This window comes from Halobacillus salinarum (genome assembly GCF_022919095.1).
Classification (GTDB): Bacteria; Bacillota; Bacilli; order Bacillales; family Halobacillaceae; genus Halobacillus_B; species Halobacillus_B salinarum.
The window spans coordinates 3,219,986-3,243,511 of sequence record NZ_CP095073.1; the positions used below are offsets into that span (position 1 = coordinate 3,219,986).

The 23,526-nt window shown below is 40.9% G+C and carries 27 protein-coding genes and 1 pseudogene; 14 read left to right on the forward strand and 14 right to left on the reverse strand.

Features of this window, described 5'->3' with window-relative positions; all coding sequences use genetic code 11:
• Nucleotides 1–42: 42 nt before the first annotated feature.
• Nucleotides 43–1,338: an MFS transporter gene (locus MUN89_RS16690; protein WP_244708894.1), complete on the reverse strand. Its 1,296-nt coding sequence runs from the start codon at nucleotides 1,336–1,338 to the stop codon at nucleotides 43–45.
• 101 nt (nucleotides 1,339–1,439) lie between these two features.
• Between MUN89_RS16690 and MUN89_RS16695 the strand changes: the two genes are divergently transcribed.
• The gene (locus MUN89_RS16695) at nucleotides 1,440–2,060 is read left to right on the forward strand and encodes an NAD(P)-dependent oxidoreductase (RefSeq protein WP_244708895.1); all 621 of its coding nucleotides are present in this window, start codon (nucleotides 1,440–1,442) and stop codon (nucleotides 2,058–2,060) included.
• Nucleotides 2,061–2,142: 82 nt separating this feature from the next.
• On the opposite strand, the gene MUN89_RS16700 is transcribed toward MUN89_RS16695, so the two are convergent.
• The 3 genes from MUN89_RS16700 to MUN89_RS16710 form a co-directional block, all read right to left on the reverse strand.
• Entirely contained in the window at nucleotides 2,143–3,033 is an 891-nt protein-coding gene (locus tag MUN89_RS16700; RefSeq protein WP_244708896.1) for a M15 family metallopeptidase, read from the reverse strand.
• A gap of 128 nt (nucleotides 3,034–3,161) precedes the next feature.
• A complete protein-coding gene (locus tag MUN89_RS16705; RefSeq protein ID WP_244708897.1) occupies nucleotides 3,162–3,404 on the reverse strand; it encodes an IDEAL domain-containing protein in 243 nt (80 codons plus the stop codon).
• Nucleotides 3,405–3,806: 402 nt separating this feature from the next.
• The gene (locus MUN89_RS16710; RefSeq protein WP_244708898.1) at nucleotides 3,807–4,022 is read right to left on the reverse strand and encodes a hypothetical protein; all 216 of its coding nucleotides are present in this window, start codon (nucleotides 4,020–4,022) and stop codon (nucleotides 3,807–3,809) included.
• A gap of 210 nt (nucleotides 4,023–4,232) precedes the next feature.
• Between MUN89_RS16710 and MUN89_RS16715 the strand changes: the two genes are divergently transcribed.
• Nucleotides 4,233–5,108 carry a cation diffusion facilitator family transporter gene (locus tag MUN89_RS16715; protein ID WP_244708899.1) on the forward strand — a complete coding sequence of 292 codons (876 nt, stop codon included), beginning with the start codon at nucleotides 4,233–4,235 and terminating at the stop codon, nucleotides 5,106–5,108.
• 251 nt (nucleotides 5,109–5,359) lie between these two features.
• Here MUN89_RS16715 and MUN89_RS16720 read toward each other — a convergent pair whose 3' ends face one another.
• The 4 genes from MUN89_RS16720 to MUN89_RS16735 all read right to left on the reverse strand — a co-directional run bounded on the left by MUN89_RS16720 (nucleotide 5,360) and on the right by MUN89_RS16735 (nucleotide 7,918).
• Nucleotides 5,360–5,896, reverse strand: coding sequence for a GNAT family N-acetyltransferase (locus tag MUN89_RS16720; RefSeq protein WP_244708900.1), 537 nt, complete (start codon nucleotides 5,894–5,896; stop codon nucleotides 5,360–5,362).
• Nucleotides 5,897–5,977: 81 nt separating this feature from the next.
• Nucleotides 5,978–6,826 (reverse strand): hypothetical protein, encoded by an 849-nt coding sequence (locus tag MUN89_RS16725; RefSeq protein WP_244708901.1) that lies wholly within the window; start codon nucleotides 6,824–6,826, stop codon nucleotides 5,978–5,980.
• A 61-nt stretch (nucleotides 6,827–6,887) separates the two neighbouring features.
• The gene (locus tag MUN89_RS16730; RefSeq protein ID WP_244708902.1) at nucleotides 6,888–7,181 is read right to left on the reverse strand and encodes an AzlD domain-containing protein; all 294 of its coding nucleotides are present in this window, start codon (nucleotides 7,179–7,181) and stop codon (nucleotides 6,888–6,890) included.
• On the reverse strand, nucleotides 7,178–7,918 hold the full coding sequence (locus tag MUN89_RS16735; protein WP_244713889.1) for an AzlC family ABC transporter permease: 741 nt from the start codon (nucleotides 7,916–7,918) through the stop codon (nucleotides 7,178–7,180). The genes MUN89_RS16730 and MUN89_RS16735 overlap by 4 nt, the downstream gene beginning before the upstream one ends.
• 335 nt (nucleotides 7,919–8,253) lie before the next feature.
• Here MUN89_RS16735 and nhaC point away from each other — a divergent pair, with 335 nt between their 5' ends.
• On the forward strand, nucleotides 8,254–9,663 hold the full coding sequence (nhaC, locus tag MUN89_RS16740) for a Na+/H+ antiporter NhaC (protein WP_244708903.1): 1,410 nt from the start codon (nucleotides 8,254–8,256) through the stop codon (nucleotides 9,661–9,663).
• Between the two features lie 31 nt (nucleotides 9,664–9,694).
• On the opposite strand, the gene MUN89_RS16745 is transcribed toward nhaC, so the two are convergent.
• Nucleotides 9,695–10,228 (reverse strand): GNAT family N-acetyltransferase, encoded by a 534-nt coding sequence (locus MUN89_RS16745; protein ID WP_244708904.1) that lies wholly within the window; start codon nucleotides 10,226–10,228, stop codon nucleotides 9,695–9,697.
• A gap of 88 nt (nucleotides 10,229–10,316) precedes the next feature.
• Here MUN89_RS16745 and MUN89_RS16750 point away from each other — a divergent pair, with 88 nt between their 5' ends.
• The gene (locus MUN89_RS16750; RefSeq protein WP_244708905.1) at nucleotides 10,317–10,565 is read left to right on the forward strand and encodes a hypothetical protein; all 249 of its coding nucleotides are present in this window, start codon (nucleotides 10,317–10,319) and stop codon (nucleotides 10,563–10,565) included.
• A pseudogene (locus tag MUN89_RS16755) lies at nucleotides 10,562–11,154 on the forward strand (MBL fold metallo-hydrolase). Before MUN89_RS16750 ends, MUN89_RS16755 begins: the two are co-directional and overlap by 4 nt.
• A gap of 123 nt (nucleotides 11,155–11,277) precedes the next feature.
• Here MUN89_RS16755 and MUN89_RS16760 read toward each other — a convergent pair.
• Nucleotides 11,278–12,063 carry a cobalamin-binding protein gene (locus MUN89_RS16760; protein ID WP_244708906.1) on the reverse strand — a complete coding sequence of 262 codons (786 nt, stop codon included), beginning with the start codon at nucleotides 12,061–12,063 and terminating at the stop codon, nucleotides 11,278–11,280.
• 97 nt (nucleotides 12,064–12,160) lie between these two features.
• Between MUN89_RS16760 and MUN89_RS16765 the strand changes: the two genes are divergently transcribed.
• From MUN89_RS16765 to MUN89_RS16780, 4 genes are all read left to right on the forward strand, one after another.
• Nucleotides 12,161–12,982 carry an alpha/beta hydrolase gene (locus MUN89_RS16765; RefSeq protein WP_244708907.1) on the forward strand — a complete coding sequence of 274 codons (822 nt, stop codon included), beginning with the start codon at nucleotides 12,161–12,163 and terminating at the stop codon, nucleotides 12,980–12,982.
• 19 nt (nucleotides 12,983–13,001) lie between these two features.
• On the forward strand, nucleotides 13,002–13,862 hold the full coding sequence (locus MUN89_RS16770; protein WP_244708908.1) for a hypothetical protein: 861 nt from the start codon (nucleotides 13,002–13,004) through the stop codon (nucleotides 13,860–13,862).
• 187 nt (nucleotides 13,863–14,049) lie between these two features.
• Entirely contained in the window at nucleotides 14,050–14,250 is a 201-nt protein-coding gene (locus MUN89_RS16775; RefSeq protein WP_244708909.1) for a cold-shock protein, read from the forward strand.
• Between the two features lie 366 nt (nucleotides 14,251–14,616).
• The gene (locus MUN89_RS16780; protein ID WP_244708910.1) at nucleotides 14,617–14,814 is read left to right on the forward strand and encodes a cold-shock protein; all 198 of its coding nucleotides are present in this window, start codon (nucleotides 14,617–14,619) and stop codon (nucleotides 14,812–14,814) included.
• 61 nt (nucleotides 14,815–14,875) lie between these two features.
• On the opposite strand, the gene map is transcribed toward MUN89_RS16780, so the two are convergent.
• Nucleotides 14,876–15,634: a type I methionyl aminopeptidase gene (gene map, locus MUN89_RS16785; RefSeq protein ID WP_244708911.1), complete on the reverse strand. Its 759-nt coding sequence runs from the start codon at nucleotides 15,632–15,634 to the stop codon at nucleotides 14,876–14,878.
• Nucleotides 15,635–15,732: 98 nt separating this feature from the next.
• A complete protein-coding gene (locus MUN89_RS16790; protein WP_244708912.1) occupies nucleotides 15,733–16,287 on the reverse strand; it encodes a sugar O-acetyltransferase in 555 nt (184 codons plus the stop codon).
• 78 nt (nucleotides 16,288–16,365) lie between these two features.
• Here MUN89_RS16790 and MUN89_RS16795 point away from each other — a divergent pair, with 78 nt between their 5' ends.
• From MUN89_RS16795 to MUN89_RS16805, 3 genes are all read left to right on the forward strand, one after another.
• Nucleotides 16,366–16,866, forward strand: a complete 501-nt coding sequence (locus tag MUN89_RS16795; RefSeq protein WP_244708913.1) for a GNAT family N-acetyltransferase — start codon at nucleotides 16,366–16,368, stop codon at nucleotides 16,864–16,866.
• A 72-nt stretch (nucleotides 16,867–16,938) separates the two neighbouring features.
• On the forward strand, nucleotides 16,939–17,661 hold the full coding sequence (locus MUN89_RS16800; protein ID WP_244708914.1) for an ABC transporter ATP-binding protein: 723 nt from the start codon (nucleotides 16,939–16,941) through the stop codon (nucleotides 17,659–17,661).
• Nucleotides 17,654–19,306, forward strand: a complete 1,653-nt coding sequence (locus MUN89_RS16805; protein WP_244708915.1) for a putative ABC transporter permease subunit — start codon at nucleotides 17,654–17,656, stop codon at nucleotides 19,304–19,306. Before MUN89_RS16800 ends, MUN89_RS16805 begins: the two co-directional genes overlap by 8 nt.
• Nucleotides 19,307–19,454: 148 nt before the next feature.
• Here the strand turns inward: MUN89_RS16805 and MUN89_RS16810 are convergent, their stop codons facing one another.
• Nucleotides 19,455–19,874: a universal stress protein gene (locus MUN89_RS16810; protein ID WP_244708916.1), complete on the reverse strand. Its 420-nt coding sequence runs from the start codon at nucleotides 19,872–19,874 to the stop codon at nucleotides 19,455–19,457.
• 246 nt (nucleotides 19,875–20,120) lie between these two features.
• Here MUN89_RS16810 and MUN89_RS16815 point away from each other — a divergent pair, with 246 nt between their 5' ends.
• Nucleotides 20,121–21,593: a SulP family inorganic anion transporter gene (locus MUN89_RS16815; protein ID WP_244708917.1), complete on the forward strand. Its 1,473-nt coding sequence runs from the start codon at nucleotides 20,121–20,123 to the stop codon at nucleotides 21,591–21,593.
• 271 nt (nucleotides 21,594–21,864) lie between these two features.
• Here MUN89_RS16815 and MUN89_RS16820 read toward each other — a convergent pair whose 3' ends face one another.
• Nucleotides 21,865–22,305, reverse strand: coding sequence for a GNAT family N-acetyltransferase (locus MUN89_RS16820; protein ID WP_244708918.1), 441 nt, complete (start codon nucleotides 22,303–22,305; stop codon nucleotides 21,865–21,867).
• A gap of 351 nt (nucleotides 22,306–22,656) precedes the next feature.
• Between MUN89_RS16820 and MUN89_RS16825 the strand changes: the two genes are divergently transcribed.
• Entirely contained in the window at nucleotides 22,657–23,511 is an 855-nt protein-coding gene (locus MUN89_RS16825; protein WP_244708919.1) for a DMT family transporter, read from the forward strand.
• The last annotated feature ends 15 nt before the right edge of the window (nucleotides 23,512–23,526 follow it).

The window sequence follows — 23,526 nt, forward strand, 5'->3', positions numbered from 1 at the left end:
GTGTACTAGAACTCGGCATTGTTAACTTAGCAATACCCATAATTAACTGTGTACTACCACTTCTTCTTCTGAATTGGATTGCTCTTTTGCATCCTTTACACCTTTTTCTACATTAACAAAATACAACAATAGAATGCCTGCTACAAAGAAAACAACCAAGGAAAGAATTCCGTACCTGCTTGAGCCTGTCAGCTGTCCAACAATGGCAAAAGCAAAAGGGCCAAACATGGCAGCAAATTTGGAGGATATTCCATAAAAACCATAAAATTCAGCATGACGGTCATTGGGAACCATCCGACCGAAAATGGATCTGCTTAACGACTGAGCACCGCCTTGCACAAATCCAACACAAATGGCAAGAATATAGAAATGCAGGGCCGTTTGCATAAAATAACCTAAGGCTATAATCACTAAATAAATCAATAATGATAGGAGGAGAGCACGCTTTGCGGTAATTTTTTTCGCGAGCCATCCAAATAAAAAGGCAAAAGGAATCCCGACAAACTGGGTAATTAATAAGGCAATAATAAGAGAATTGCTGTCTATCCCTATATCTCTTCCATAAATGGTAGCCATTTTAATAATAGTGGAAATTCCGTCATTGTAGAGCCAGAATGCACATAAAAACAGAAGGAGCTGCTTATACTGTTTCATTTCCTTCAGTGTACGTGAAACTCGTGTAAACCCGATTTTTACATAGGACTGAGTTCGTTTATGTTTTAATTTCTTTTCTTCTATGATGTTTTTAAATAATGGAATTGAGAAGATCAGCCACCATATTCCTACAGATATAAAGGCCATGTGAGTACCCGCTAAGCTTGAAGAAAGACCAAACCATTCATACTTTAAAATCATCAAAAGATTTATCGCCAGAAGCACTCCTCCACCGATATAACCGAGTGCATAGCCTCCTGCTGACACTTTATCTATACTGTCCTCATTTGTGACTTCAGGCAAGAAAGCATCATAAAAGGTGTTTGCTCCTGAGAAACCTATGGTCCCTATAATCATTAACAAGGAAGCAAGCAAATAATCGCCCTCACCTACAAAAGCAAGCATGACACTGGCAATCATCCCCATAAAGGCAAAAAACATAAGGAATCGTTTTTTAGCAGCTGTATAATCACTCACTGCTCCCAGAATTGGCGCAATGATTGCGACGATTAAGACAGCAATCGTTTGGGAATAGCCCCAGTAGCTGGCAGCTAAAGATTCCTTTAGTCCTTTGGCAGCCACATCATAATAAAAAACAGGAAGAACAGCTGCCATGATCGTTGTTGCAAAAGCTGAATTTCCAAAATCATACAGCATCCAACTCAGTACCGGCTTCTTTTTCATTATTGTCCCCCATAAAAGAACCTGTTTATTTTCTAGCTTAGCAAATAATATTCTAAAAAAGCTGAATTTATATAAATTTTACAAAACGATGAGGTGAGTGAATGAAAGTAGCTGTTTTAGGAGGAACAGGAAGAGTTGGAAGCAGCTTTATCAAATATGCCACTGAACAGGATGTTCAAATTCGAGCACTTGTAAGAGATAAAGAAAAAGCTTTGCGCCTGTTCCCTCAAGCAGAAATCCTGGAGGGTAATGCACTTAATAGAGAAGATCTATCCGAACTAATTAAAGGCTGTGATGTTGTATTCAGCGCCTTAAACACAGACAAAACAACAACACTTTCAACAGCCATGCCAAAGATCATTAAGGAAATGGAAGAAGCAGGAGTCGATCGGATTTTAACGATTGGTACAGCCGGAATTTTAAATAGCCGTTACGAACAGGGAAAGTATCGATATGAGACAAAAGAATCGAAACGGACGAAGTCATTTGCTGCTGAAGAACATTTGAAAGCCTTTATCTCCTTAAAAAATTCCCAGCTTCAATGGACCATCGTATGCCCGACACATCTTCCCGATGGGAAGCGGATCGGAAAGGTTAGATCTGAACGGGAATATTTACCAAAAGACGGGAAGAAAATAGGCGTAGCGGATACCGCCTTCTTTGCCTATCGCGAACTGATCGAATCTCGTTTTCTTCATTCAAGAGTAGGAATCAGCTATTAATAAAATGGCTATTCATGCTCTCATTAAAAAAAGCTGACGAGCCTTGCTCGACAGCCTTTGCACCTGGACGAATCCAGTGTTTTTATTGTTTATATGGCCGGAAGCCAAAAAATTCCTCAAGCGTATCATCCTGCTGATAAATCTGGGTAGCCAGGTCTTTCCCTACGTAACGGACATGCCACGGCTCATAGGAATAGCCCGTTATATCACTTTTTCCTTTTTGATAACGGATAATAAACCCATACTCGTGAGCATGCTTGGCAAGCCATTCTCCTTCGTCTGTCTGCCTAAAGGATTGTTCCAATTTAAATGACATTTGAGCCGAAGTTAAATCCATGGCTAAGCCGGTTTGGTGTTCACTCGTTCCCGGCCGCGCGGAAAATTTATCCGCATGTTCTTTTCCATACGCTTTTACATTGCTTTGGTAAATGCTTTTCTGCCTTTCATAAGATCTGTACCCGGAAGCAGCAACTAAATCAATACCCGATTGTTTCGCACCGGCAAACAAATCTTCAAGAGCGCGAGCAGCTACTTTTCTCATTTGTTTCTTAGGTAGATACTCTTTAAAGTAAAAAGGAACATTCGGTACAGTTAAATCAGGAGGAGTATAGCCATCAGGAAGTTTTCTCTTTTTATTTACGACGACTTCCATACTCGTTGGATTATTTACGGTAATCACTTCGTCCTTAGAGGTGGGCTGAGACTGATTTTTTTCGTTATCCTTTTCACTGGAACCTTCATTTTGGCTGGTGTTGTTTTCCTTGCCGGATCCAGCAGATTTCCCTTCTCCGTCATTAGTTGTGGAATGCTGGCCGTTTTTCGTATCAGGTGCTTCTTTTTCTTCTTTTCCTTTAGATTCACTTGAGGAAGGATTGGCGGAACTACTTTCATCTTCCCCTGTAAATTGATCCAAAGAACAGCCGCTTAAGCCTATACTTAAAACTGCGGCTAGAATCAGTAACTTTTTGTTCATGTTGAAAACCTTCCTATCGTGAAAATCATTATAACTAATATAACATTATCTCAGGAAGGATGTACAAAATTTGTTAATAAACAAAAATCAAAAAATAGACTACTGATTGAACAGCAGTCTATGACAGTTTATTCCCAAGTATAGGGTTGGTAGGCAATGCTTAAACGTTGAAACTCTTCACGATCGTTATTATCGATTGCCGTGTTAATCTCTCTATCTAAGCGTTCTTTATTTAACTCAAAAGTCAGTTCGTCCAGCATTAATCTTGAGGCTAAGCGGATCCCAAAGGACAATTCTCGTTTTGCTGTAATCTCTCGACCTCTGTAATCAGGATCGCGGCGTAAAACGTATATCATCTTTTGCTTTCTCATGAGAATACCCCCTTCATGCTTTTTTCCATTATGCAGGATTTCTATCAATTTAGCAATAATTTTCTGAATATTTAGTATTATATTTCCCTTATTATGAAAATTTAAACCTATACTCCATAAATAAGATTGCCTGCTTTCAACGTACATCAGTGTGAAATACGGCGATCAAGCCATTAAGACGCGCGTTTCCCAGCGATTTCCAAGGTGCGGTTGACTTGGTTTCTCACCTCATCCTCTACATCCGCCTGCATCACACCATCCTTATCCACACTTGCACTAGTTCCGTACGGACTCCCCAAGATAAAGCAGAAGATCCTGGAGAAGCAACTATAGTACCCCAGTGAAGCATCGAAGTATAAAGATTCATACACAAAAAAAGCCCGACAATTTTGTCAGGGCTGGTTAAATAACGCTTTTAAGGGGCTGTGCAAACGTCCAATAGCAATCCATCCAGCCCCGTTCTGATGCAAGTTCTTCAAATGAGCAGGCGTGACTTTCGTAAAAAGAAAGAATAGCTTCTTCCACTGAGCTGTCATGAGGGTCGTAAGCAAGATCTATGGATTTAGAAAACTTCATTCCTTCTACATTACCTTCAATAATTATCTTTTCCTGCCTCATAAAGATCCCCTCTCCGGCCATGATAGAAAAAACTAGTTATTAATACATACCCGTTATCATAAAAAGTAACCCTCGATAAGTTTGCCTGAGGCAAAGATGATTACCAAATCCAAGCTATGTGTATCAGGAAAGCATTTTTTCTCTAGACCCACTGAAGGCGTCTCTGTTAAGCTAAAACAGGCTTTAAAGTAAGATTCGGAGGAGCTTATAATGAGTGAATATGAAAACTTAAAAATGGGAGAGAAAGGTGCTTGGGTAAGCATTGTTGCTTACGTCCTGCTAGCTGCTATAAAAATTTTAGTGGCCTCCATTGGTAATTCAGAAGCTCTCCGTGCGGATGGATTAAATAATACAACCGATGTGATTGCTTCCATTGCCGTACTCATTGGTTTAAAAATATCTAGAAAACCCCCTGACGAAGATCACCACTATGGACATTTCAGGGCTGAAACCATTGCCTCTCTTGTTGCAGCCTTTATCATGATGACTGTTGGATTGGAAGTACTGATTGGAACCGTTCAAGATATTTTTCACCAGACCCAAACCCAGCCTTCACTAATGACAGCTTGGACAGCTATTGGTGCTGCTATTGTTATGCTTTTTGTATATCGCTACAACTTGAATTTATCCAGAAAGGTCGACAGCCAGGCCTTATTTGCCGCAGCTCAGGATAATCGTTCAGACGCCTTAGTAAGTATTGGTGCAGCCTTAGGGATATTTGGATCACAATTCGGTCTTTACTGGTTAGATCCTCTTGCGGGTACGGTCGTCGGCTTTATTATATGTAAAACTGCCTGGGAAATTTTCAGAGATGCAAGCCACAGTCTATCCGATGGATTCGATGAAGAAGAGATAGAATCAATAAGAAATCTTATTTCTCAACACCCTGATGTTTGGGTAGTAAAAGATGTAAAAGGTCGTCTTCAAGGAAACCAGACCCTTGTTGAAGCTACGATTCATATCAATCCCGAGTTTACAATTCAGCAAGGTCATGAGATTACGGATGAAGTAGAAGACCAGCTGGAAAAGAAAATGAATATCCGCTACGCCCATATTCATATTGAACCCTATGAAGATAATGATTGATAAATTCGTGGCTTCACCGCTTTCGAACGAAGTGACGCAGCGGAGTGTTAAATATTTCTGCGGAGGACCCGGGTGAAATGAGTTTTTTCATTAGGGGTATGGGTAATTTAGCGTAGCGAGGATTTTTTTCAGCGAAAACAGATTTTTTTCAGCGAAAACAGATTTTTTTCAGCGAAAACAGATTTTTTTCAGCGAAAACAGATTTTTTTCAGCGAAAAACCAGCCTTAAACAGGCTGGTTTTTTGTTTGAGTTATTTAGAAAAAGCATGAAGCAACTGATGGATGTCCTTCCAACCAAATGCGGTTTCTTCATATGTGCCCTGACCGATCGTCACTCTTTCCGCTTCGACAGGGTGTGCCCCGAGATTCGTGTAAAAAGCGCTTGACGGGTTATGAGTGAGCACCCACACAAGCAGGGATTGATACCCTTCTTTTGCCATTGAGGCAGCAACAGCTTGGAGGAGCTTGCTTCCATATCCTTTTCGTTGATATTGATCAAGAAGATAAATGGAATAAATTTCGCCGTCATAACCGTAATTTTTTGTTCTCTCTCGTCCTCCCGAGACGAAACCTACTACTTCTCCGTTGTCATTTTCAATAACATAAGCGATTTGCCCGTTTACCGGCGTCCTCAAAACGGTCTCCCACAAGGCAATACGATTTTCAACCGTGATATTGCTTAAGTCTCTTTCATCTATTAGATCTTTATATGTAGATTTCCAGCTAGCTACATGGATATTAGCAATTGTTTCTGCATCTTCAAACCGGGCCTCTCTAATAAAAGCCATTCTTACCTCGTCCCTTCCTAATAAATCTCTACTATTAGTTTATCAGAAAAAGTGGCGCCACGCTTATGGCACCACTTATAGTTAATGACATTGAAAGCTTGAAATCTGCCTGGTATCAAGACCTGTATAAAACCATTGTCTTTGTCTGCGATTCCACCTGTAACCTGCTACAGAGGTCCGTCCGATAAAGGTAGGGTAAAACCAAAAGGCACGACCATTATTTAATCTAACCCACGTATATCGGTATAAACATCCCCAAAAAGATCCCGGATCCACTGCCTTTAAACTGGGACTTTCACTTCCTGGCGGGGACTCAGGTGGTGGTGGAGGTAATTGTCCTCCCTGGCCGCCGCTGAACGGAGGTCCTTGAGGCGGTTGACCTGGAACACCGAACGGAGGGAATCTTCCATCTGTAGATCCCCCATCTCCCCCGCCTTGACCTCCAGGGAATGGAAAGCCTCCTTGACCTGGCATTCCTCCCTGGCCGCCCGGAAACGGAAAGCCTCCTTGGCCCGGCATTCCTCCCTGGCCTCCGGGGAATGGAAAGCCTCCTTGACCCGGCATTCCTCCCTGGCCTCCGGGGAATGGATAGCCTCCTTGGCCCGGCATTCCTCCCTGACCTCCGGGGAATGGATAGCCTCCTTGGCCCGGCATTCCTCCCTGGCCGCCCGGAAACGGAAAGCCTCCTTGACCCGGCATTCCTCCCTGACCTCCGGGGAATGGGAAGCCTCCTTGACCCGGCATTCCTCCCTGACCTCCGGGGAATGGGAAGCCTCCTTGACCCGGCATTCCTCCCTGACCGCCCGGAAACGGAAAACCTCCTTGGCCATCTGGAGATGAACTAGAACCTCCTTGCCCAGGTCCGCCGCCTTGGCCGCCGCCAAAGCCCGGGAACATTTGCCCCCACGGAAACCCTTGTTGTCGGTACATAACGATCAATTCCTTTCTCGGAAGTATCTTTATAAGATATGCACCCATTAGGCTTCTGTGATTATAAGGTCATCAAAAAAACAGCACTAATAGCCCCAAGCACGACAACGATAATATTTACGTTTACCCAAGCGAGTAAAACGGCAGCCAGTCCTGCAATGATCCCTATTTGGGGAGCATCTGGTTTCGCACTCATAATTCCCGGGAAAATCAGTGCCCCAAGTGCAGCATAAGGAATTGCGTTCAGCCATCTGTCTATCCATTTGGGAAATTTCAGTTGATTCATAATAAAAGCCGGAAGTATACGAGGCACTGCTGTTACTACAGCCATTCCTATGATAATCCAAATGATCATACCTCCTCTTCCTCCTCATCCTTTAAAATGAATACACCAGATAGGCCACCAATGAGGGTGCCAAGGACTATGGCCCAACCCTGATTTAATCCCCACTGCTGGCCTATGAAATTAACCAGCATAGCTGTAATAGCAACGAAACTAATTCTATAATGTTTTTTTATTGCAGGAACTAATAACCCGATAAACATCGCATACAAAGCAATCCCCATGCTCTCACTTAATCTCTGTGGCATAACATCCCCAAGTATTCCTCCTAAAAAGGAACCAACCACCCAGGAAGAATAGGCAGTGATCATCAACGATGCGTAAAACCAAGCTCCATAATCTTCTTTTGCTTCTTTTCGGTATAAAGAGGATACAGTGAAGGTTTCATCAGTCAGCCCCAAGGTTAATGGAAGCTTTGCTTTTAGAGCGATTTGTTTTAACCGGTTAACGAACGATAAGCTCATGACAAAATGGCGAAAATTCAACACAAATGTAGCAATAATAATTTCTACTGCTCCAGTACTTGCTGCCACCATACTAACGGCAAGAAACTGGGCTGCTCCAGCGAATACAAGCATACTCATCAGTGTCAGTTCCAAGAGATTCATACCTGATTGGCTGGCCAGTACACCATATGTAATTGCAATAGGCAGATAACCAAGCATAATGGGCAGACCTGCCATCATTCCGCGTCTTACCATATGTAATCGATTTGAAGGCTCTAATTTCCTTACAGCCTGCACCCTCATTTTCGTTCCCCCCATTTGCTAAAGTGCCCCTATTATACACAAATTCCATCCTGTTGGGCAGATGAAAATTAAAAGTGTTGACAGGAATTATCCTTTATTTTATATTATTTCTATGCACTTCAACACTTAAAAGCGTTTAAGCACGAATGCATTGGAAGCTTTCGCGCAGAAAAAGCTTGTAAAACTAGAGTGCGCACGTTGAATACCTGAGTGGAACAACAGAATTCAGGCTTCGTCCCTTATTGGGAGGAAGCTTTTATTAGTTAATTAAGGGCTGGCCTAAAGGCTTACACAGCCATGAATTTAAATAGATCAGCAACAGGAGGAATAATGCAATGCTTCATTTACAGCCAAAAAAGCTGCCTCATCTTATGGAGGCCTGTTCGATTTTAACTGTCATCATTTTCATAATCAGCTATTTTATTATTAACATTCAAAGCCCCCCACACGTCCCTATCCTTATTGCTATCCTTTTGATGACTAGCTATGGATTTGTTAAAAAAATACCATTTCAAACGCTTCAATATGGGATGATTCAAGGAGCACAGACTGGAATGGGCGCTGTATTATTGTTTTTCTTGATCGGCATTCTTATTTCCAGCTGGATGGCAAGTGGTACGATTCCAGTCCTTATGAATGCTGCCTTTTCCCTTTCGGGTGGACCTTGGTTTCTAGCCGTTACATTTGCCATAACTGCAATAACAGGCGTAGCCTTAGGAAGCTCGTTTACAACCGCTGCTACAGTTGGAGTCGCTTTTATTGGAGTTGCTCAATCAATGGATATATCTTTAGCCATGACTGCAGGTGCTGTGGTGTCCGGCGCATTCTTTGGGGATAAAATGTCTCCTTTATCAGATACAACCAACCTTGCCTCTACCGTCGTAAAAGTTGATTTATTTGATCACATCAAAAATATGGCCTGGACTACAATCCCAGCCTTTATCATTACATTCATCGCATTTATTTTATTATCCTCTAACAGATCAGATGGGTCACAATTGAACTCATTTCAATCAGTCATTAACGATTCTGGATTAATTCATTGGACATCCTGGATTCCATTAATCGTTCTAATTGTCATGACACTGTTCAAGAGGCCGGCTTTTATCTCTTTAGCATTAAGCAGCGTGGCTGCGACCATAATTGCCGGTTCCAGAGGAGTTATCTCATGGAATTCCTTATGGGCTACGTGGTTTAATGGATTTACAGGCGACACAAAAAGTGATGCCGTTAATGAGCTTCTTACGAGAGGCGGAATAAACGGAATGCTGTTTACTATTTCACTCGTGATTCTTGCCTTAGCACTTGGCGGCTTGTTTTTCGTGACCGGTGTAATTCCTTCAGTTCTTGAAAAAATTCAAAATACTTTAAGGACCGTCCGAGCAGTGACGATTTCAGCGGCATTAACCGCAATCGGTATCAATGTGGCCATTGGCGAGCAGTATTTGTCCATTCTTTTAACCGGCGAAGCCTATCAGGATATTTATGAAAAAACGCACCTCGCCAAAAAAAATCTTTCAAGAACGTTAGAGGATGCAGGTACAGTCATAAACCCTCTCGTTCCCTGGAGTGTATGCGGCGTTTTCTTATCCGATGTGCTTGGAGTCTCTGTAATTCATTACCTGCCTTTCGCCATTTTCTGTTACCTCTGCCCCGTCATGACCATTATTTTTGGCTGGACCGGCAAAACACTGACCCAATCGCGGACAGATAAAGGCGCGAGCACCATAGGTGAGGCGAAATGATAACTTAACCCTCTGGAGTACCTCCAGAGGGTTATTCTTTATTTAAGGTCAAGGTTTCAACAAGTTTAGGCAGTGAGTTCCAGCCAAATCCAGCTAAAGGAAGCCTTACCCCTTCAATCTCGAGGCTGTCTTCTGCGACTTTTTCTCCTCCTAAAGCTTCATAAAACCTCCAAGCATGATTGTTATTTAACAGCCATACAATTAGGTTTTTATACCCTGCCTGCTCCATACACTCCATTAAGCGTCTGGTTAGCAGGATACCTACTCCTTTTCTCTGGTATTCACGCAATATGTAAATGGCATAAAGCTCTCCATCAAACTCGAGTGGCTGGTTCCTGTTAGGACCTCCACTAATGTAGCCAATCACTTTTTCATCTTCCAAAGCTACGAAGATCCACATTTCGTTCGCCTTTATTTTTTCCTTCCATCCTTTCGTTCGTTTTTCCACTGTCATTTTATCCAGATAGGTACGCGGCATGATCTCCTTATAGGTGGACCACCATACCTTAACACTGACCTCGGCCAATCCTTCTGCATGCTCCAGTTCAGCTGGAATTATCTTCATTTCGCTTCCTCCTTTTCTTCTTACGAAAGCGGTGATGTATAGATCTAAACTTAGCAAACAAACTAAATAAAAAGAGGTGTGAAAACTTATGGAACACAATGACTCTAAAGAACAACTTCCTATAGATGAAACGTGGCACATGGCCCATGCGGAAGCTGAGGAAGTTTTAAATGATGTAGCTTTCTACAGAACAATGATTGCTAATACTGCCTTCATTGGATCTCCTGACTCAAAAGAGTGGATCCTCGTCGACTGCGGGATTGCCCATTACGGGAAAAGAATTATTGAGGCAGCACATAAAAGGTTTGGTGACGTCCCCCTAAAGCCATTCTTTTGACTCACGGTCACTTTGACCACGTTGGATCTGCCAAAAAGCTGGCAGAACATTGGGATGTTAAGATCTATGCCCACCCTATGGAAATGGATTATTTAACCGGAAAAAGAGAATACCCTGTAGGAAATTCGACCGTCGGCGGCGGTTTGTTTTCATTAATGTCTCCTTTTTTTCCTACTGAACCGAAGGATTTAAGTAAATGGGTAGAGCCTCTCCCGGAAAATGGAACGCTTCCAATACTTAGGGATTGGAGAGTGATTCACACCCCGGCCACACTCCAGGTCATATTTCATTGTTTAGAGATAAGGACCGCACATTAATTGCCGGTGATGCTATCATAACAGTTAAGCAGGAATCGAGTATGGCGGTTTTTATTCAGCATCAACATGTTCATGGACCGCCTGCCTATTTTACTCCGAACTGGTCAGAAGCGGAAAAGTCGGTTAAAAAAATAGCTTCCTTAGGTCCGGAAACTGCTGTAACTGGACATGGACTGCCGATGACTGGGGAATTGTTCAAGAAACAGTTAAACGAGCTTGCTCAAAATTTCAAAGAGCTGGCTATTCCAAAGCATAAGGATAAATTACATTGATGAAAACGAGGACGACGTTGATTAAATAAGGCTTCGTAAAAATTGAAGTGTTCTCCGGATATAATTCGCAGAATAAAGCAGAGCCGGAGAACATCGCTTTACTTACATTAGACGGTCCGGGCATTACATTTCTTCTTTTCGCGATTTTTCAAGAATTGCACTAAGTTTTTCCAGCCCCTCTAATAGGCGAGGACTTGGACGGCAGTATAAAGATTCTTCCATTATGTGGATGCGGTCTTTTGTTACAGCATGCAGGCTCAAAGCTCCCGTCCGTTTCCTTAATAGATCGGGATTCATTTTTTCTTCTTTAACCCCTACCCACACCATACATATATGATCAGGTTCTCTAGTAAGGACAGATTCCCAGTCGGTTTTTATACTTGCTTGCCGCACATCTCTAAAAACATTATAGCCGCCAGCGAGTTCACTAATTTCAGTAAGCCAGTTCAATCCTCCTGGAGTGAAAATCGGCTTTGGCCACCATTCCCAATAGATAGAAGGCTTCGCAGCAATCTCAGCGGCTTTTCTTTTGTAACCATTTATTTGGTCAAGAAATTGATCGGCTTTCTTATCCGCTTCTTCTTCGTTACCAATCGCTTTCCCTACGCTGCGAATGTCTTCTGCAATTTCTGAAAGGGAATTTGGATTTAATACCATATATGGCAGCCCGTATTCCTTCAATCCTTCGATATTCTTTTCCATCCCCGGCACGCTTAAAGAAGCGAGTACGAGATCTGGCTTTAATTGCGCCGTCTTTTCGATATCAATGGATAGATCTGGACCGAGTCTTGGAAGTTCGTTTATTTCTAAAGGAAAATCAGAATAATTGTCGACACCAACCAACAACTCTATCTTTTCCAAATAAGCGATAATCTCAGTATTACTAGGGCAAATCGACACAATTCTCATTTCTTCACCTCTTTTTTCAGAATCCTCTGATGTTTCATTTTCTTCCATTATAGCTTATATTTAATTTAAGAAAAAAGTTAGAAAGGGATGAACCCAAGTGACCACGACTTTATATGATACTTCAAGGGGGATTGTGGAATATACATACCTGGGAAGCGGACCCGCTATCCTGCTTTTGAAAGGTGGCCATTCCACAAGGAACACGGATTTATCTCACAATAGTCTTGTCTACGAAGGGTACTCCTTATTAACCATTTCCAGGCCCGGATATGACTACACGGAAGTTTCAACAGGCAGAACCCCTGAGGAATTTGCGAAGACCATCATTGAAGTCTTAGATCATTTATCTATAGCCAAAGCTGCCGTAATTGCAATTGCAGGCGCTGGTCCAACAGGCCTGGCATTGGCGTCAGCCTATCCATCCAGAGTCACGAAACTAGTTATGGAGGCCGCCTGTATATCCTCCGGAAAGGATGGTGGACAGCGAGGAAAGTGGCTGTTCAGTACGGCTGATAGAGTCGTTTGGGTGAGCATTAAAGCCATGCTCAAATTCTTCCCTGAGATTATTATGAAACAGAAGTTGACTGAACTCACTACAGAAAACGCTGATGAATTTTTTGAACGCTTATCTCCTAATGACCGTCACTTTGTTTATAATATGTTAGCTACTTCTCAGTCCCGAAAAGAATATAAAGAGGACAGTAACAGCAGCATCCTGGACCTTGAGAAGGTTCATGTACCTGTTCTCGGAATGTATTCATCAAAAGACAAAACAGTAGAGTTTTCCAATGCCCTGTTATTAAAGTCTCACGCTCCAAATTGCGAACTTTACGAAGTTAATGCAGACAGCCACCTTATCTGGATTGGCAAAGATGCCCGCCAGGTTTGGGAGAAACGCTTGCAATTCTTGAGTCATTGAATAAGTGAGGAGGATCAAATTGGAAGATGTTAAGATCACAAATAATTTGGAACAATTCCTAAGGTTCTATGACAAAGCTACAATCGAATGTGCATCATCAGACCGCCGCTTTCAACTTTGGAAAAAATACTATGGGTTTGCGAGCGTCCCTCCAGGCGATATTGGCGAACAGCTCGTTAAAGAAATGCTTGATTACGCCTGGGATAAATATTCTTTGGTTTACGATCGAATTAAGTATTGGGAACCGGATTTTTTACGAATCCATGAACTGACACTGCTCGTTAAAGAAAAGCTTCACTATTCGGCATTTCTTAATATTGAAATCCTATTTTTTGTAGGAACTTTTGAATCAGAACCTTTTATTAAGAGAAATGAGGATCAATCTCTTTCTATCTGCTTCCCCGTTGAATCAGATTGGAGCGATTTCCGATTATCCCAGGAAATTGCCAATGCTGTGCATTGCTTGAAATCAGGATTATCACCGAATTATGGACGTACGCTCGCCCAAGTCATTTTCCAGGAGGGAATCGCTCTTCACACGACTCAGCAGGTAATGACTGTCGATGCGGATCGAGATACTGAACTTCTCTGGGGCCATGATAAATGCAGCCAGGAACCAAATAGAATTATGATGAATTTAATTCCATACTTAAGCAGAAGTGATTATGAAGCTATTTATTCCTTTACTAAAGGAACCGGAGCTTCAGGTTATGAGCGCGAAGCTAATTTTACTGGATGGCTGCTCGTCAAACACCTTCTCAATAAAGGCTATCGACTAGAAGAGTTAGCCAGTATTCCGCAAAAAGGCATCAATAAATTTGTGGAACAATCTCTATTTTCACTTCTGGATCATGCTTTTCTTATTCAGGCTCAAGAATAAATGTAATCTTTTTGCAGACAAAGCTATCTTTTTCTGTGCCTATCTGCTATACTTAGGTTAATTATTGTTGTTCGATAAGATTCATGGAAGAGAAAGATGGATCACAATGATGTCGTCTTGATTGAATTTAAAGAGCAGGAATAGTAATACAATGTGGATCATTTATCCACGCAGGAGGTTTATGTACATGGTAGAAGGTACAGTAAAATGGTTTAATGCAGAAAAAGGTTTCGGTTTCATCGAAGTAGAAGGTCAAGACGACGTCTTCGTTCACTTCTCTGCTATTCAAGAAGAAGGTTTCAAATCTCTTGAAGAAGGTCAAGCAGTTACTTTCGAAATTCAAGAAGGTCAACGTGGGCCACAAGCGGCTAACGTTCAAAAAAAATAAGTGAATTGAAAAGCTCCCTGTGATGGGAGCTTTTTTATTTACTCATTTACTCGATGTTCCATTTGGTACTGACACGTATTTTTTGAAGATGGACGATAAATAATCGAGCACTTATTCTGTCCTCTTCTATCACATCGTTCGGAGTAAAATCATCCCCTTCATTACAATTTTCTTACAAAATCGTTCTTCTTACAGGAATGGCCTATCTTTTTAATAAACAATCTGTTATACTTAATTTAATTATTGTTGTTCGATAAGATTCATGGCAAGAGAGATGAATAAGAATGATTGTCGTCTTGATTGAATTTAAAGAGCAAGAATAGTAATACAATGTGGATCATTTATCCACGCAGGAGGTTTATGTACATGGTAGAAGGTACAGTAAAATGGTTTAATGCAGAAAAAGGTTTCGGTTTCATCGAAGTAGAAGGTCAAGACGACGTCTTCGTTCACTTCTCTGCTATTCAAGAAGAAGGTTTCAAATCTCTTGAAGAAGGTCAAGTTGTAACTTTCGAAATTCAAGAAGGTCAACGCGGACCACAAGCAGCTAACGTTCAAAAATAATTGATTTAAAAAGACTCCTTTCTCATGAGAAAGGAGTCTTTTTTTATGGGGAAATATGATGTTATTCTTCTTCATCCTGGGCTGTGAGTATGAGTGGACCATCCTTTGTAATGGCAACTGTATGTTCATACTGAGCGGATAATGTACCATCGACGGTTCTTGCCGTCCAATTATTAGTATCCATTTTGCTTCCCCAGCTTCCAATATTAATCATTGGTTCAATCGTTACGACCATTCCCTCCTTAAGCCGGGCACCTTTACCAGCCTGCCCAAAGTGGGGAATATAAGGATCTTCATGGATGGTTTCACCGATGCCATGACCTGTGAAATCCCTTACGACAGAATAGCCTTCACCTTCTGCAAAAGATTGGATGGCGTGCCCGATATCACCGATGCGATTCCCTGATACCGCCTGCTCAATTCCTTTATATAAAGAAGTTTTTGTTACTTCCATCAATTTTTTTGCTTCTTCACTAATGCTTCCAACTGCATGTGTCCAAGCAGAATCGGCTAAAGCACCATTTAAATTCACTACCATATCCACGGTGACAATGTCACCCTCTTTTAGTTTCTCATCCCTTGGAAAACCATGGCAGATTTCATCGTTAATGGAAGCACAAGTGGTGTACTCATATCCCTGGTATCCTTTTTGTTCTCCTGTGGCACCTCTTTCAGCTAAATAGCCTTCTACAAACTTTTCAATCTCCATCGTAGTGATTCCCGGCTTAATAAATGATCTCAATTCTTTATGAACGTTTGCCAGCAGCTTTCCTGCTTTATGCATTAATTCTATTTCACGTTCGCTTTTTCTCTTTATCATCTGTAAAAAAACCCTCTCTGTACTTGATATCATTAACATATATGCACGTATCCTATAGTATGATAACGAAAATTCCATTCTTCGACCAGTCAAAAGAATTAAGATAATTGCTTAATCATTTGTGCAGGGTTGCCAGCAGTAAATGTATGTGAAGGAACATCTTTTGTAACCACGGAACCAGCCCCTATTACGACGTTATCACCGATGGTTACCCCTGGGTTAATAATAGCCCCTCCTCCGATCCAGACATCGTCTCCCATGATTATCGGTTTCCCCGCTTCTACACCACTCGCTCTAGTCTTCCTCTCCATTGGATGGGTTGCTGTATACAACTGTACGTTAGGGCCCAATAACGCTCTTTTTCCAATACGGATTTCACACACATCAAGGAAGACGCAATTGAAATTGGCAAAAAAACCATCTCCCACGTGAATATTATATCCGTAATCACAATAGAACGGCGGTTCAATGAAAATATCTCCGTCAATTGTACCAAATAAATCCGAAATTAACTGCTCACGAAAATGGGACTCTGTACTTTTAGAACGGTTAAGAGAATCCACCAATTTTCTTGCCCGTGCCCGCTCATTTAACAGCTCAGGATCCCATGATTGGTAAAGCATTCCTTTAAGCATTTTCTCTTTTTCAGTCATCTCAGCACCCCGCAAAATTATTCTTTACTTTACTATACCTTTTCGCTAGTCTAAGAACAATAAAGGAGGGAAACTCACATGATTGCGAGAACACTCACTAAACTAGATGCCCAAAAGTGTTATGAATTACGCTTAGAAGCATTATTCACAAATCCTGATGCCTTTATCACTACTTATGAGCAGGAAAAGTCACGTTCAAACCCCATCCAGACATATGAAGAACGGCTTGAATCTGAATTGACACGAACCTTTGGTGTGTTTGAAGGAGAAATTCTTACAGGGGTCGTCACCTTGGTTAAAGAGACTCACCCTAAATTTGCTCATAAAGCTATGATCGTAGGGATGTATGTCAGTCCCCAGCAGAGGATGCACGGAGCTGGAGCAAAATTAATGGAAACCGCTATGCACTATGCACGCACCCAAAACATCGAAATCATTCAACTATCAGTTGTAAGTGAAAACGCGGCCGCAAAAGCTTTGTATAAAAGAATGGGTTTTGAAGAATACGGACTTGAAAAAAAAGCCATTAAACTTAAGGAGCGTTACTTGGACGAAATACATATGTATAAATTTTTATAGGATCTCTGAAACGTTTTTCTCCTTCTTTCCGTAGAATAAAATAAGGAAATTAATTCCACAAGGAGGAAATTCATGATCTCAATTAACAACATATCCAAAGAATTCCCAGGGAAAATAGCTGTAAGCAACTTAAGTCTTGACATTCCAGATGGGAAAATTTTTGGTTTTCTTGGCCCAAATGGGGCTGGAAAGTCAACTACGATAAAAATGCTGACAGGGATACTGCCTATTGATAAAGGGACCATCACCTTTAATGGAGTGGACTTCTCAAAAAATCCACTGAAGGTAAAAAAACAAATGGGGTATGTTCCTGATCGATCGGATATCTTCCTGCGTTTAAAAGGAATCGAATATTTAAATTTCATCGGTGATATGTACGGAGTGCCTGCAGAGGAAAGGGAAACCAAAATCGAATACTTAACAAAGACCTTTGGGATTTATGATGCGCTTAAAGACCACATTCAAACATATTCTCATGGCATGAGACAGAAGATTGTCGTCTCGGGTGTCCTCCTACATGATCCGGATGTCTGGATTCTGGATGAACCATTGACAGGATTAGATCCAAAATCCGCATACACATTAAAAGAAATGATGCGGGAACACGCAGAAAAAGGGAAAATCGTCTTTTTTTCAACGCATGTGCTTGAAGTCGTTGAACAAGTGTGCGATGAAGTAGCAATCATTAATCATGGAAGATTGCAATTTAAAGGAAATATGCCTGAGATGAAAAAACAATTTAAAGAAAACGAGAATTTAGAGAAAATGTTTTTGGAGCTTACTCAGCATGGTTAAAACGTGGAAACTTATCAAAACGATGGTTAAAATGCAATTTTCAATGGCGGGAAAGAGAGCAAGTGAAAAACTCGGTCTCTTTCTGGTAGTCCTCATCGGTCTTCCTATGGGAATTGCTTTACTTTATTTATTAAATGGAATGATTAGCAGCCTTTACAACGCACTTGCTCCATCCGGTAATGAAAATGTCGTATTAGCACTGTTATTTGTATTTATGAGTATGGTCTACATATTGGTAAGTTTTACCTCAATATTAAGTTCTTTTTACTTTGCTGAAGATGTGGAGGCATTCATTGCCTTGCCGCTTCAACCTTACCAAATCATTGCCGGGAAGTCAGCTGTTCCTTTCATCCAATTGTATGGAGTCAATACTGCGATCGTCCTTCCAAGTTTATTCATGTACGGAAACGCGAGCGGTTCCGAAGCAGCATACTACGTGTATGCTTTCATCGTATGGCTTTTCCTTCCTGTGCTGCCTTTCGTCATTGCTGCCATCCTGCTCATGTTTTTTATGAGATTCGCGAATATTTCTAAAAACAAAGACCGTACGAAAGTTTTAGCAGGTATTTTTTCTTTTGTCTTTCTTATTGTCTTCAATGTAATCATTCGAATGAACATGGATGCTGGTAAAATGAGTGAGAATGTAGCTTCGATGATTCACGAAAAAAATGGAATGCTTACTATGATTACTCAATTCTTTCCAAACGCCTATTTCGGCTCAATGGGGCTGTCTGAAGCTTCAAATTGGGTGGGATTGATTCATTTGCTGATTTACGTATGTTTATCTATTGTATGTATTCTTATTTTTATGACGCTCGGCCAATCTTTGTACTTCAAAGGAGTGCTGGGGCTTTCCGGAGGAAGCAGACAAAAAAGCAAAGACCTATCCCTAAAAGGAGAAGGCAAACAGCGTCCGATCGTATTCGCTGCATTAATAAAGGAATTGAAGGTTATTTTTCGGACCCCTACCTTCTTTACTCAAATTGTCATTCAAAGTCTTCTATTTCCGTTCTTCTTAATTGTGGTCTTTTTTATGGAATCCTCCAGTACCTTCAACCAATTGGGATCGATGGTAAGTAATTATGATGCAAAGTCACTGCTCCTCATAATGGTTGGTTTTACGAGCCTGGTAGTCGGGGTAAACCCTGCAGCTATTACGTCCGTTTCCCGTGATGGAAAAAGCTGGTTCACTCATTTATATCTGCCTGTGTCTGCGGAAGCTATTATGTTCAGCAAAGTGTTAGCTGCTTTTTTATTAAATGCACTTTCCATAGTGATTATCGGTGTCATTAGCTTAGTGATCTTTCATGTGCCATTTTATACGTGGGTCCTGTGGTTCATCCTTTCCCTCTTCATCAGCCTTGCAACTAGTCTCCTCGGTACTGTAGTAGACTTGTATGATCCTAAATTGATGTGGACGGATGAAAGAGAAATATTTAAGGGCAGATTCATTGGCCTGATTGTGCTCGGTGTGGAAGGCATGACATTAGGTTTATCCCTTTTACTCTTATGGAATATAAGTGCAGTGAAAAGCCCTTCGTCAACGGCACTATTGCTGTTATTGGTGCTGCTTGCGATCTCAATGATATGCTTTAAGCTATTAAAAAAATTGACAAAGGAAAAATTCTTCAACTTGCTGCAGTAACTCTTTTCATCAGATTCCATTTCTTTTTAATAAGAATCTAAACTATAAAATGCCTGCAAAAGCTCCGTTATCCGGTGGTTTTGCAGGCATTACTACTCTCTTATTAACCCTCAATTGTGAAAAATCAGCCCAGGTCTTCCCTACTTCACTATTTCACTATCATCACAGGACAATGAGCACGTTTGGCTACCTTATGACTGACACTTCCAAGTACCATTTCTTGAAGCGTATTTAAGCCTCTGCTTCCAATGATGACAATATCAAATTTTTCATCGTTGGCAAACTTAACTATGGAAGGTCCAGGATCTCCTCTTTGAATTTCCAATTTATAATCGAGTCCTTCCTGTTTAAAGACTTGTTCAACCGGTGCAAGACGTTCATGCCTTTTTCGTTGGATACTTTCCTTATTCCCTTCGTTTATGGCATCATATTTTGAACGATCTCCATCGACGACATACATAATGGTAATAAACGCTTCTTGCTGTAAACGGGCAAGTTCTGCCGCTTGTTCAGCCGTTCTTATCGAATGGTCCGATCCATCTGCCGCTACTAAAATACTCTTATACATACCTTCCCTCCAAACTGCTTTTCATCCTTCTATCATGCTATCATTCCATCTTGAAAAATAAAAATTCAGCCTACCGAACGATGAATACCTATATGAGAGAAAAAAGGAGAATTTTAAAGAATAAACTCAAAGCATACGCTTACATGCGATTATGTTTTTTTATAGAAGGATGATATACTTTGTGTCGTTCTTGCCGTTTCGTGCTGTTCTGGACAGTACAACTATAAAATAGAAAGAGGTGCGGATTTGAACACACAAACAATTAAACAACAATGGTTTGGAAACGTAAAAAACGATGTGCTCTCAGGGATGGTTGTAGCTATGGCACTTATACCTGAGGCAATCGCTTTCTCTATCATAGCTGGAGTCGACCCCATGGTAGGTTTGTACGCTTCCTTCTGTATCGCTGTAGTCATTTCTTTTATGGGCGGACGGCCAGCCATGATTTCGGCTGCAACGGGTGCTATGGCTCTAGTTATGGTTACATTAGTGAAAGATTATGGGCTGCAATATTTATTGGCGGCCACCATTTTGACAGGGATCCTGCAGTTTATTTTAGGCTCCTTACGAATTGGGCAGCTAATGAAATTTGTGCCAAGATCTGTCATGGTAGGGTTCGTCAATGCTCTTGCTATTCTTATTTTCAGCGCCCAGCTTCCTCATTTCACTGGAGAAGGCTGGCAGATGTATGCTATGGTTGCTGGATCTTTAGCTATTATTTACATTCTTCCAAGATTTACAAAAGCAGTACCTTCTCCATTAATCGCTATTATTTTTATGACGATTTTAACAATGACAACAGGTGCCTCGTTAAAAACAGTGGGAGATATCGGAAACCTATCAAGTACTCTTCCCCTCTTTTTAATTCCAGACCTCCCTTTGTCCTTTGAAACGTTGCAAATTATTTTCCCTGTTTCCTTGGCTTTGGCATTCGTTGGTCTTCTTGAATCCCTGCTCACGTCTCAAATCGTGGATGACATGACAGATACAATGAGCGATAAGAATAAAGAAGCGCGTGGACAGGGAATCGCTAATATTATTTCCGGATTTTTTGGAGGAATGGCTGGATGCGCAATGATCGGCCAGTCAGTCGTAAATGTGTCTTCAGGAGGCCGTGGAAGGTTATCGACTTTAGTCGCAGGAGTCTTTCTCATGATGCTGATCATCCTGTTTAATGACGTTCTTGTACAAATTCCAATGGGGGTTCTCGTCGGAGTCATGTTTATGGTTTCCATTAATACCTTCGACTGGAGTTCGCTGACAAGGCTTCATAAAGTGCCGGTAACTGATTCGGTTGTAATGGTATCTACAGTAGCTACCGTTGTCACCACTCACGATTTATCCAAAGGGGTTTTTGCTGGAGTTCTATTGAGTGCGGTGTTCTTTGTTGCAAAAATTTCAAAACTTCATATCGATAAAGAATGGGATAAAACCACTCGGAAAGTTAAATATATCGTTCGTGGTCAAGTATTTTTCGCTTCTATAGAAAGTTTAATGAATCAAATCGAATGTAACGAAGATATTGACCAGGTCGAAATTGACTTTACACATGCACACGTCTGGGATGACTCGGCAGTTGCTGCAATTGAAAAACTATTACTAAAATTTCGTGAAAATAATACGGATGTAAAAATCGCAGGCTTAAACAAGGATAGTTCAAAACTCGTAACAAAGCTTGGCGTACACCATAAAGCCAATGCCTCATTTACCGACTATTAAGTACGATCGGCTTCTTTTAAGAAGCCGATTTTTTGTTTTCAGTTGCTTGCGGTTATAAAAAAGGACGCTTTATGTATAAAGTACACGGAAAAAATTCGCGCAGCCGTAGCAAAACTTGATCAAGAGAATTATTTGACCAAGCGGATCTTCAGCTCGCGCTCCAAATCGTCTTATCAATCGTATAAAAGAAGGCGGATTGGAAGATCTTTCAATTTGGCTTCTTTTTTTATGCATCAATCAAAAAGTTAGCAGTTCTTCAGTGCTCGTCATTTCACAAAGCCTTGTTTTTTTCCCATTCACATATAAGCATACTGTAAATAGCAGAATCTCTCCATTTTCCCTTGATTAATAGATCTTTCCTCAGCACTCCTTCTTTGACCATCCCAATTTTATCCAACACTCTTGCAGAAGCCTCATTAGCAGGATCACAAGTTGCATATACGCGGTGAAGCTCGCACGTTTCAAAACTGTACTTTAACATCAACAGTGCTGCCTCTGTAGCATAACCACTGCCCCAGTAACGAGGATGGATAATAAAACCGATTTCTCCTACACCATCCCAGTCATGAATGTTCATTTCAATGTTTCCAATAACTTTCTTTACTCGCTTTTCAAAAATGACAAAAACAAATCTTCTTCGGTATCTCTTTTTTCTATCTCGTATGGCTTGAGTAACAAAGAAATGAGAATCGTCTTCTGTATTTGGTCCCATGGTTGAAATTTGCAAGCTTCTTTAAGAGAAGAATATTCATGCATAGGCTTCCAATCATCAGGAACAATTTCCCTGAGCAGGAGTCGTTTGCTTTCTTCCAGGATTTCCATGCTGAGCCCCCACTCTTATACAATTATTTGATGAAGTTAAAAATGTTAAAGAATGTGACATTGTGCGCGTTTTATTTTATAAAACATTTCTAATTTAAGTATATCCCATTTCCTATCCCTCTGCTGTTAATCAACTTCAGCAATCTAGCAGAAAAAGCTCTATGACTTTCTTTATTTTTGCATTTGTATTAGGATGAGAAAGGTATTTTTGTAAAAGCTAATGAATATTGGAGGAACCCCCATGAGTAACCGGAACAAAGGAATCATACTATTACTTATCTCGGCTTTTGGTTTTTCGATGATGGCCGCTCTCGTTAAACTATCAGGTGACCTTCCAACTGTGCAAAAAACCTTGTTTAGGAATTTAGTTTCCGCAATGATTGCGTTTGTTTTTGTAAAATATAATAAAGAACGATTGTTTGGAAAAAAAGAAAACCAACTGTTGTTATTGTCACGATCAGCCTTTGGCTGCATAGGCATTGTATTGTTTTTTTATGCGATCGATCACCTCGTACTTTCGGATGCTGATATGCTGAACAAACTCAGTCCATTTCTGTTGATTATTTTTTCAGCTGTATTTCTTAAAGAAAAGGCACAGACATACCAAATCATAGCAGTGATGATTGCATTCATTGGGACTTTGTTTATCATTAAGCCCCAGTTTTCTTTAGAAATCATCCCTTACTTATCAGGCGTTTTTTCGGCCATCTTTGCGGCAGCCGCCTACACTTTATTAAGAGTACTTGGGAGCAGAGAAAAATATTATACAGTCGTCTTCTATTTCTCATTTTTTACTACGGTCTTTCTTCTTCCATTTACAATCATTTATTATGAACCGATGTCCGTTAAACAATGGATTTACTTACTTTCAGCCGGAGTTTTTGCTACATTGGGGCAGTTTGGACTCACGATTGCTTATAAATTTGCGCCGGCAAGAGAAATTTCCATCTTCTTTTACTCAACAGTGGTCTATTCTGCGCTATTAAGTGTTTTACTCTTTGGTAAAGTTCCAGACATGTGGAGCATATTCGGTTATCTCACAATTTTTGGAGCTTCCTACTATATGTTTGTAAAAAACAATCGTCTCGCCAAATAATTTGACAGCAGGAGT

Bases quoted from the DNA above. Each gene is read 5' to 3' on its own strand.
- MUN89_RS16705 (WP_244708897.1), bottom strand. From the start codon at position 3,404: ATGAGAAAGCAAAAGATGATATACGTTTTACGCCGCGATCCTGATTAC.
- MUN89_RS16805 (WP_244708915.1), top strand. From the start codon at position 17,654: ATGGTTAAAACGTGGAAACTTATCAAAACGATGGTTAAAATGCAATTT.
- MUN89_RS16720 (WP_244708900.1), bottom strand. From the start codon at position 5,896: ATGGCTTTTATTAGAGAGGCCCGGTTTGAAGATGCAGAAACAATTGCT.
- map (WP_244708911.1), bottom strand. From the start codon at position 15,634: ATGATAAAGAGAAAAAGCGAACGTGAAATAGAATTAATGCATAAAGCA.
- nhaC (WP_244708903.1), top strand. From the start codon at position 8,254: ATGCTTCATTTACAGCCAAAAAAGCTGCCTCATCTTATGGAGGCCTGT.
- MUN89_RS16820 (WP_244708918.1), bottom strand. From the start codon at position 22,305: ATGGGACCAAATACAGAAGACGATTCTCATTTCTTTGTTACTCAAGCC.
- MUN89_RS16810 (WP_244708916.1), bottom strand. From the start codon at position 19,874: ATGTATAAGAGTATTTTAGTAGCGGCAGATGGATCGGACCATTCGATA.
- MUN89_RS16795 (WP_244708913.1), top strand. From the start codon at position 16,366: ATGATTGCGAGAACACTCACTAAACTAGATGCCCAAAAGTGTTATGAA.
- MUN89_RS16825 (WP_244708919.1), top strand. From the start codon at position 22,657: ATGAGTAACCGGAACAAAGGAATCATACTATTACTTATCTCGGCTTTT.
- MUN89_RS16715 (WP_244708899.1), top strand. From the start codon at position 4,233: ATGAGTGAATATGAAAACTTAAAAATGGGAGAGAAAGGTGCTTGGGTA.
- MUN89_RS16690 (WP_244708894.1), bottom strand. From the start codon at position 1,338: ATGAAAAAGAAGCCGGTACTGAGTTGGATGCTGTATGATTTTGGAAAT.
- MUN89_RS16780 (WP_244708910.1), top strand. From the start codon at position 14,617: ATGGTAGAAGGTACAGTAAAATGGTTTAATGCAGAAAAAGGTTTCGGT.
- MUN89_RS16695 (WP_244708895.1), top strand. From the start codon at position 1,440: ATGAAAGTAGCTGTTTTAGGAGGAACAGGAAGAGTTGGAAGCAGCTTT.
- MUN89_RS16800 (WP_244708914.1), top strand. From the start codon at position 16,939: ATGATCTCAATTAACAACATATCCAAAGAATTCCCAGGGAAAATAGCT.
- MUN89_RS16710 (WP_244708898.1), bottom strand. From the start codon at position 4,022: ATGAGGCAGGAAAAGATAATTATTGAAGGTAATGTAGAAGGAATGAAG.
- MUN89_RS16735 (WP_244713889.1), bottom strand. From the start codon at position 7,918: ATGAGGGTGCAGGCTGTAAGGAAATTAGAGCCTTCAAATCGATTACAT.
- MUN89_RS16750 (WP_244708905.1), top strand. From the start codon at position 10,317: ATGGAACACAATGACTCTAAAGAACAACTTCCTATAGATGAAACGTGG.
- MUN89_RS16730 (WP_244708902.1), bottom strand. From the start codon at position 7,181: ATGATCATTTGGATTATCATAGGAATGGCTGTAGTAACAGCAGTGCCT.
- MUN89_RS16700 (WP_244708896.1), bottom strand. From the start codon at position 3,033: ATGAACAAAAAGTTACTGATTCTAGCCGCAGTTTTAAGTATAGGCTTA.
- MUN89_RS16725 (WP_244708901.1), bottom strand. From the start codon at position 6,826: ATGTACCGACAACAAGGGTTTCCGTGGGGGCAAATGTTCCCGGGCTTT.
- MUN89_RS16775 (WP_244708909.1), top strand. From the start codon at position 14,050: ATGGTAGAAGGTACAGTAAAATGGTTTAATGCAGAAAAAGGTTTCGGT.
- MUN89_RS16790 (WP_244708912.1), bottom strand. From the start codon at position 16,287: ATGACTGAAAAAGAGAAAATGCTTAAAGGAATGCTTTACCAATCATGG.
- MUN89_RS16760 (WP_244708906.1), bottom strand. From the start codon at position 12,063: ATGAGAATTGTGTCGATTTGCCCTAGTAATACTGAGATTATCGCTTAT.
- MUN89_RS16745 (WP_244708904.1), bottom strand. From the start codon at position 10,228: ATGAAGATAATTCCAGCTGAACTGGAGCATGCAGAAGGATTGGCCGAG.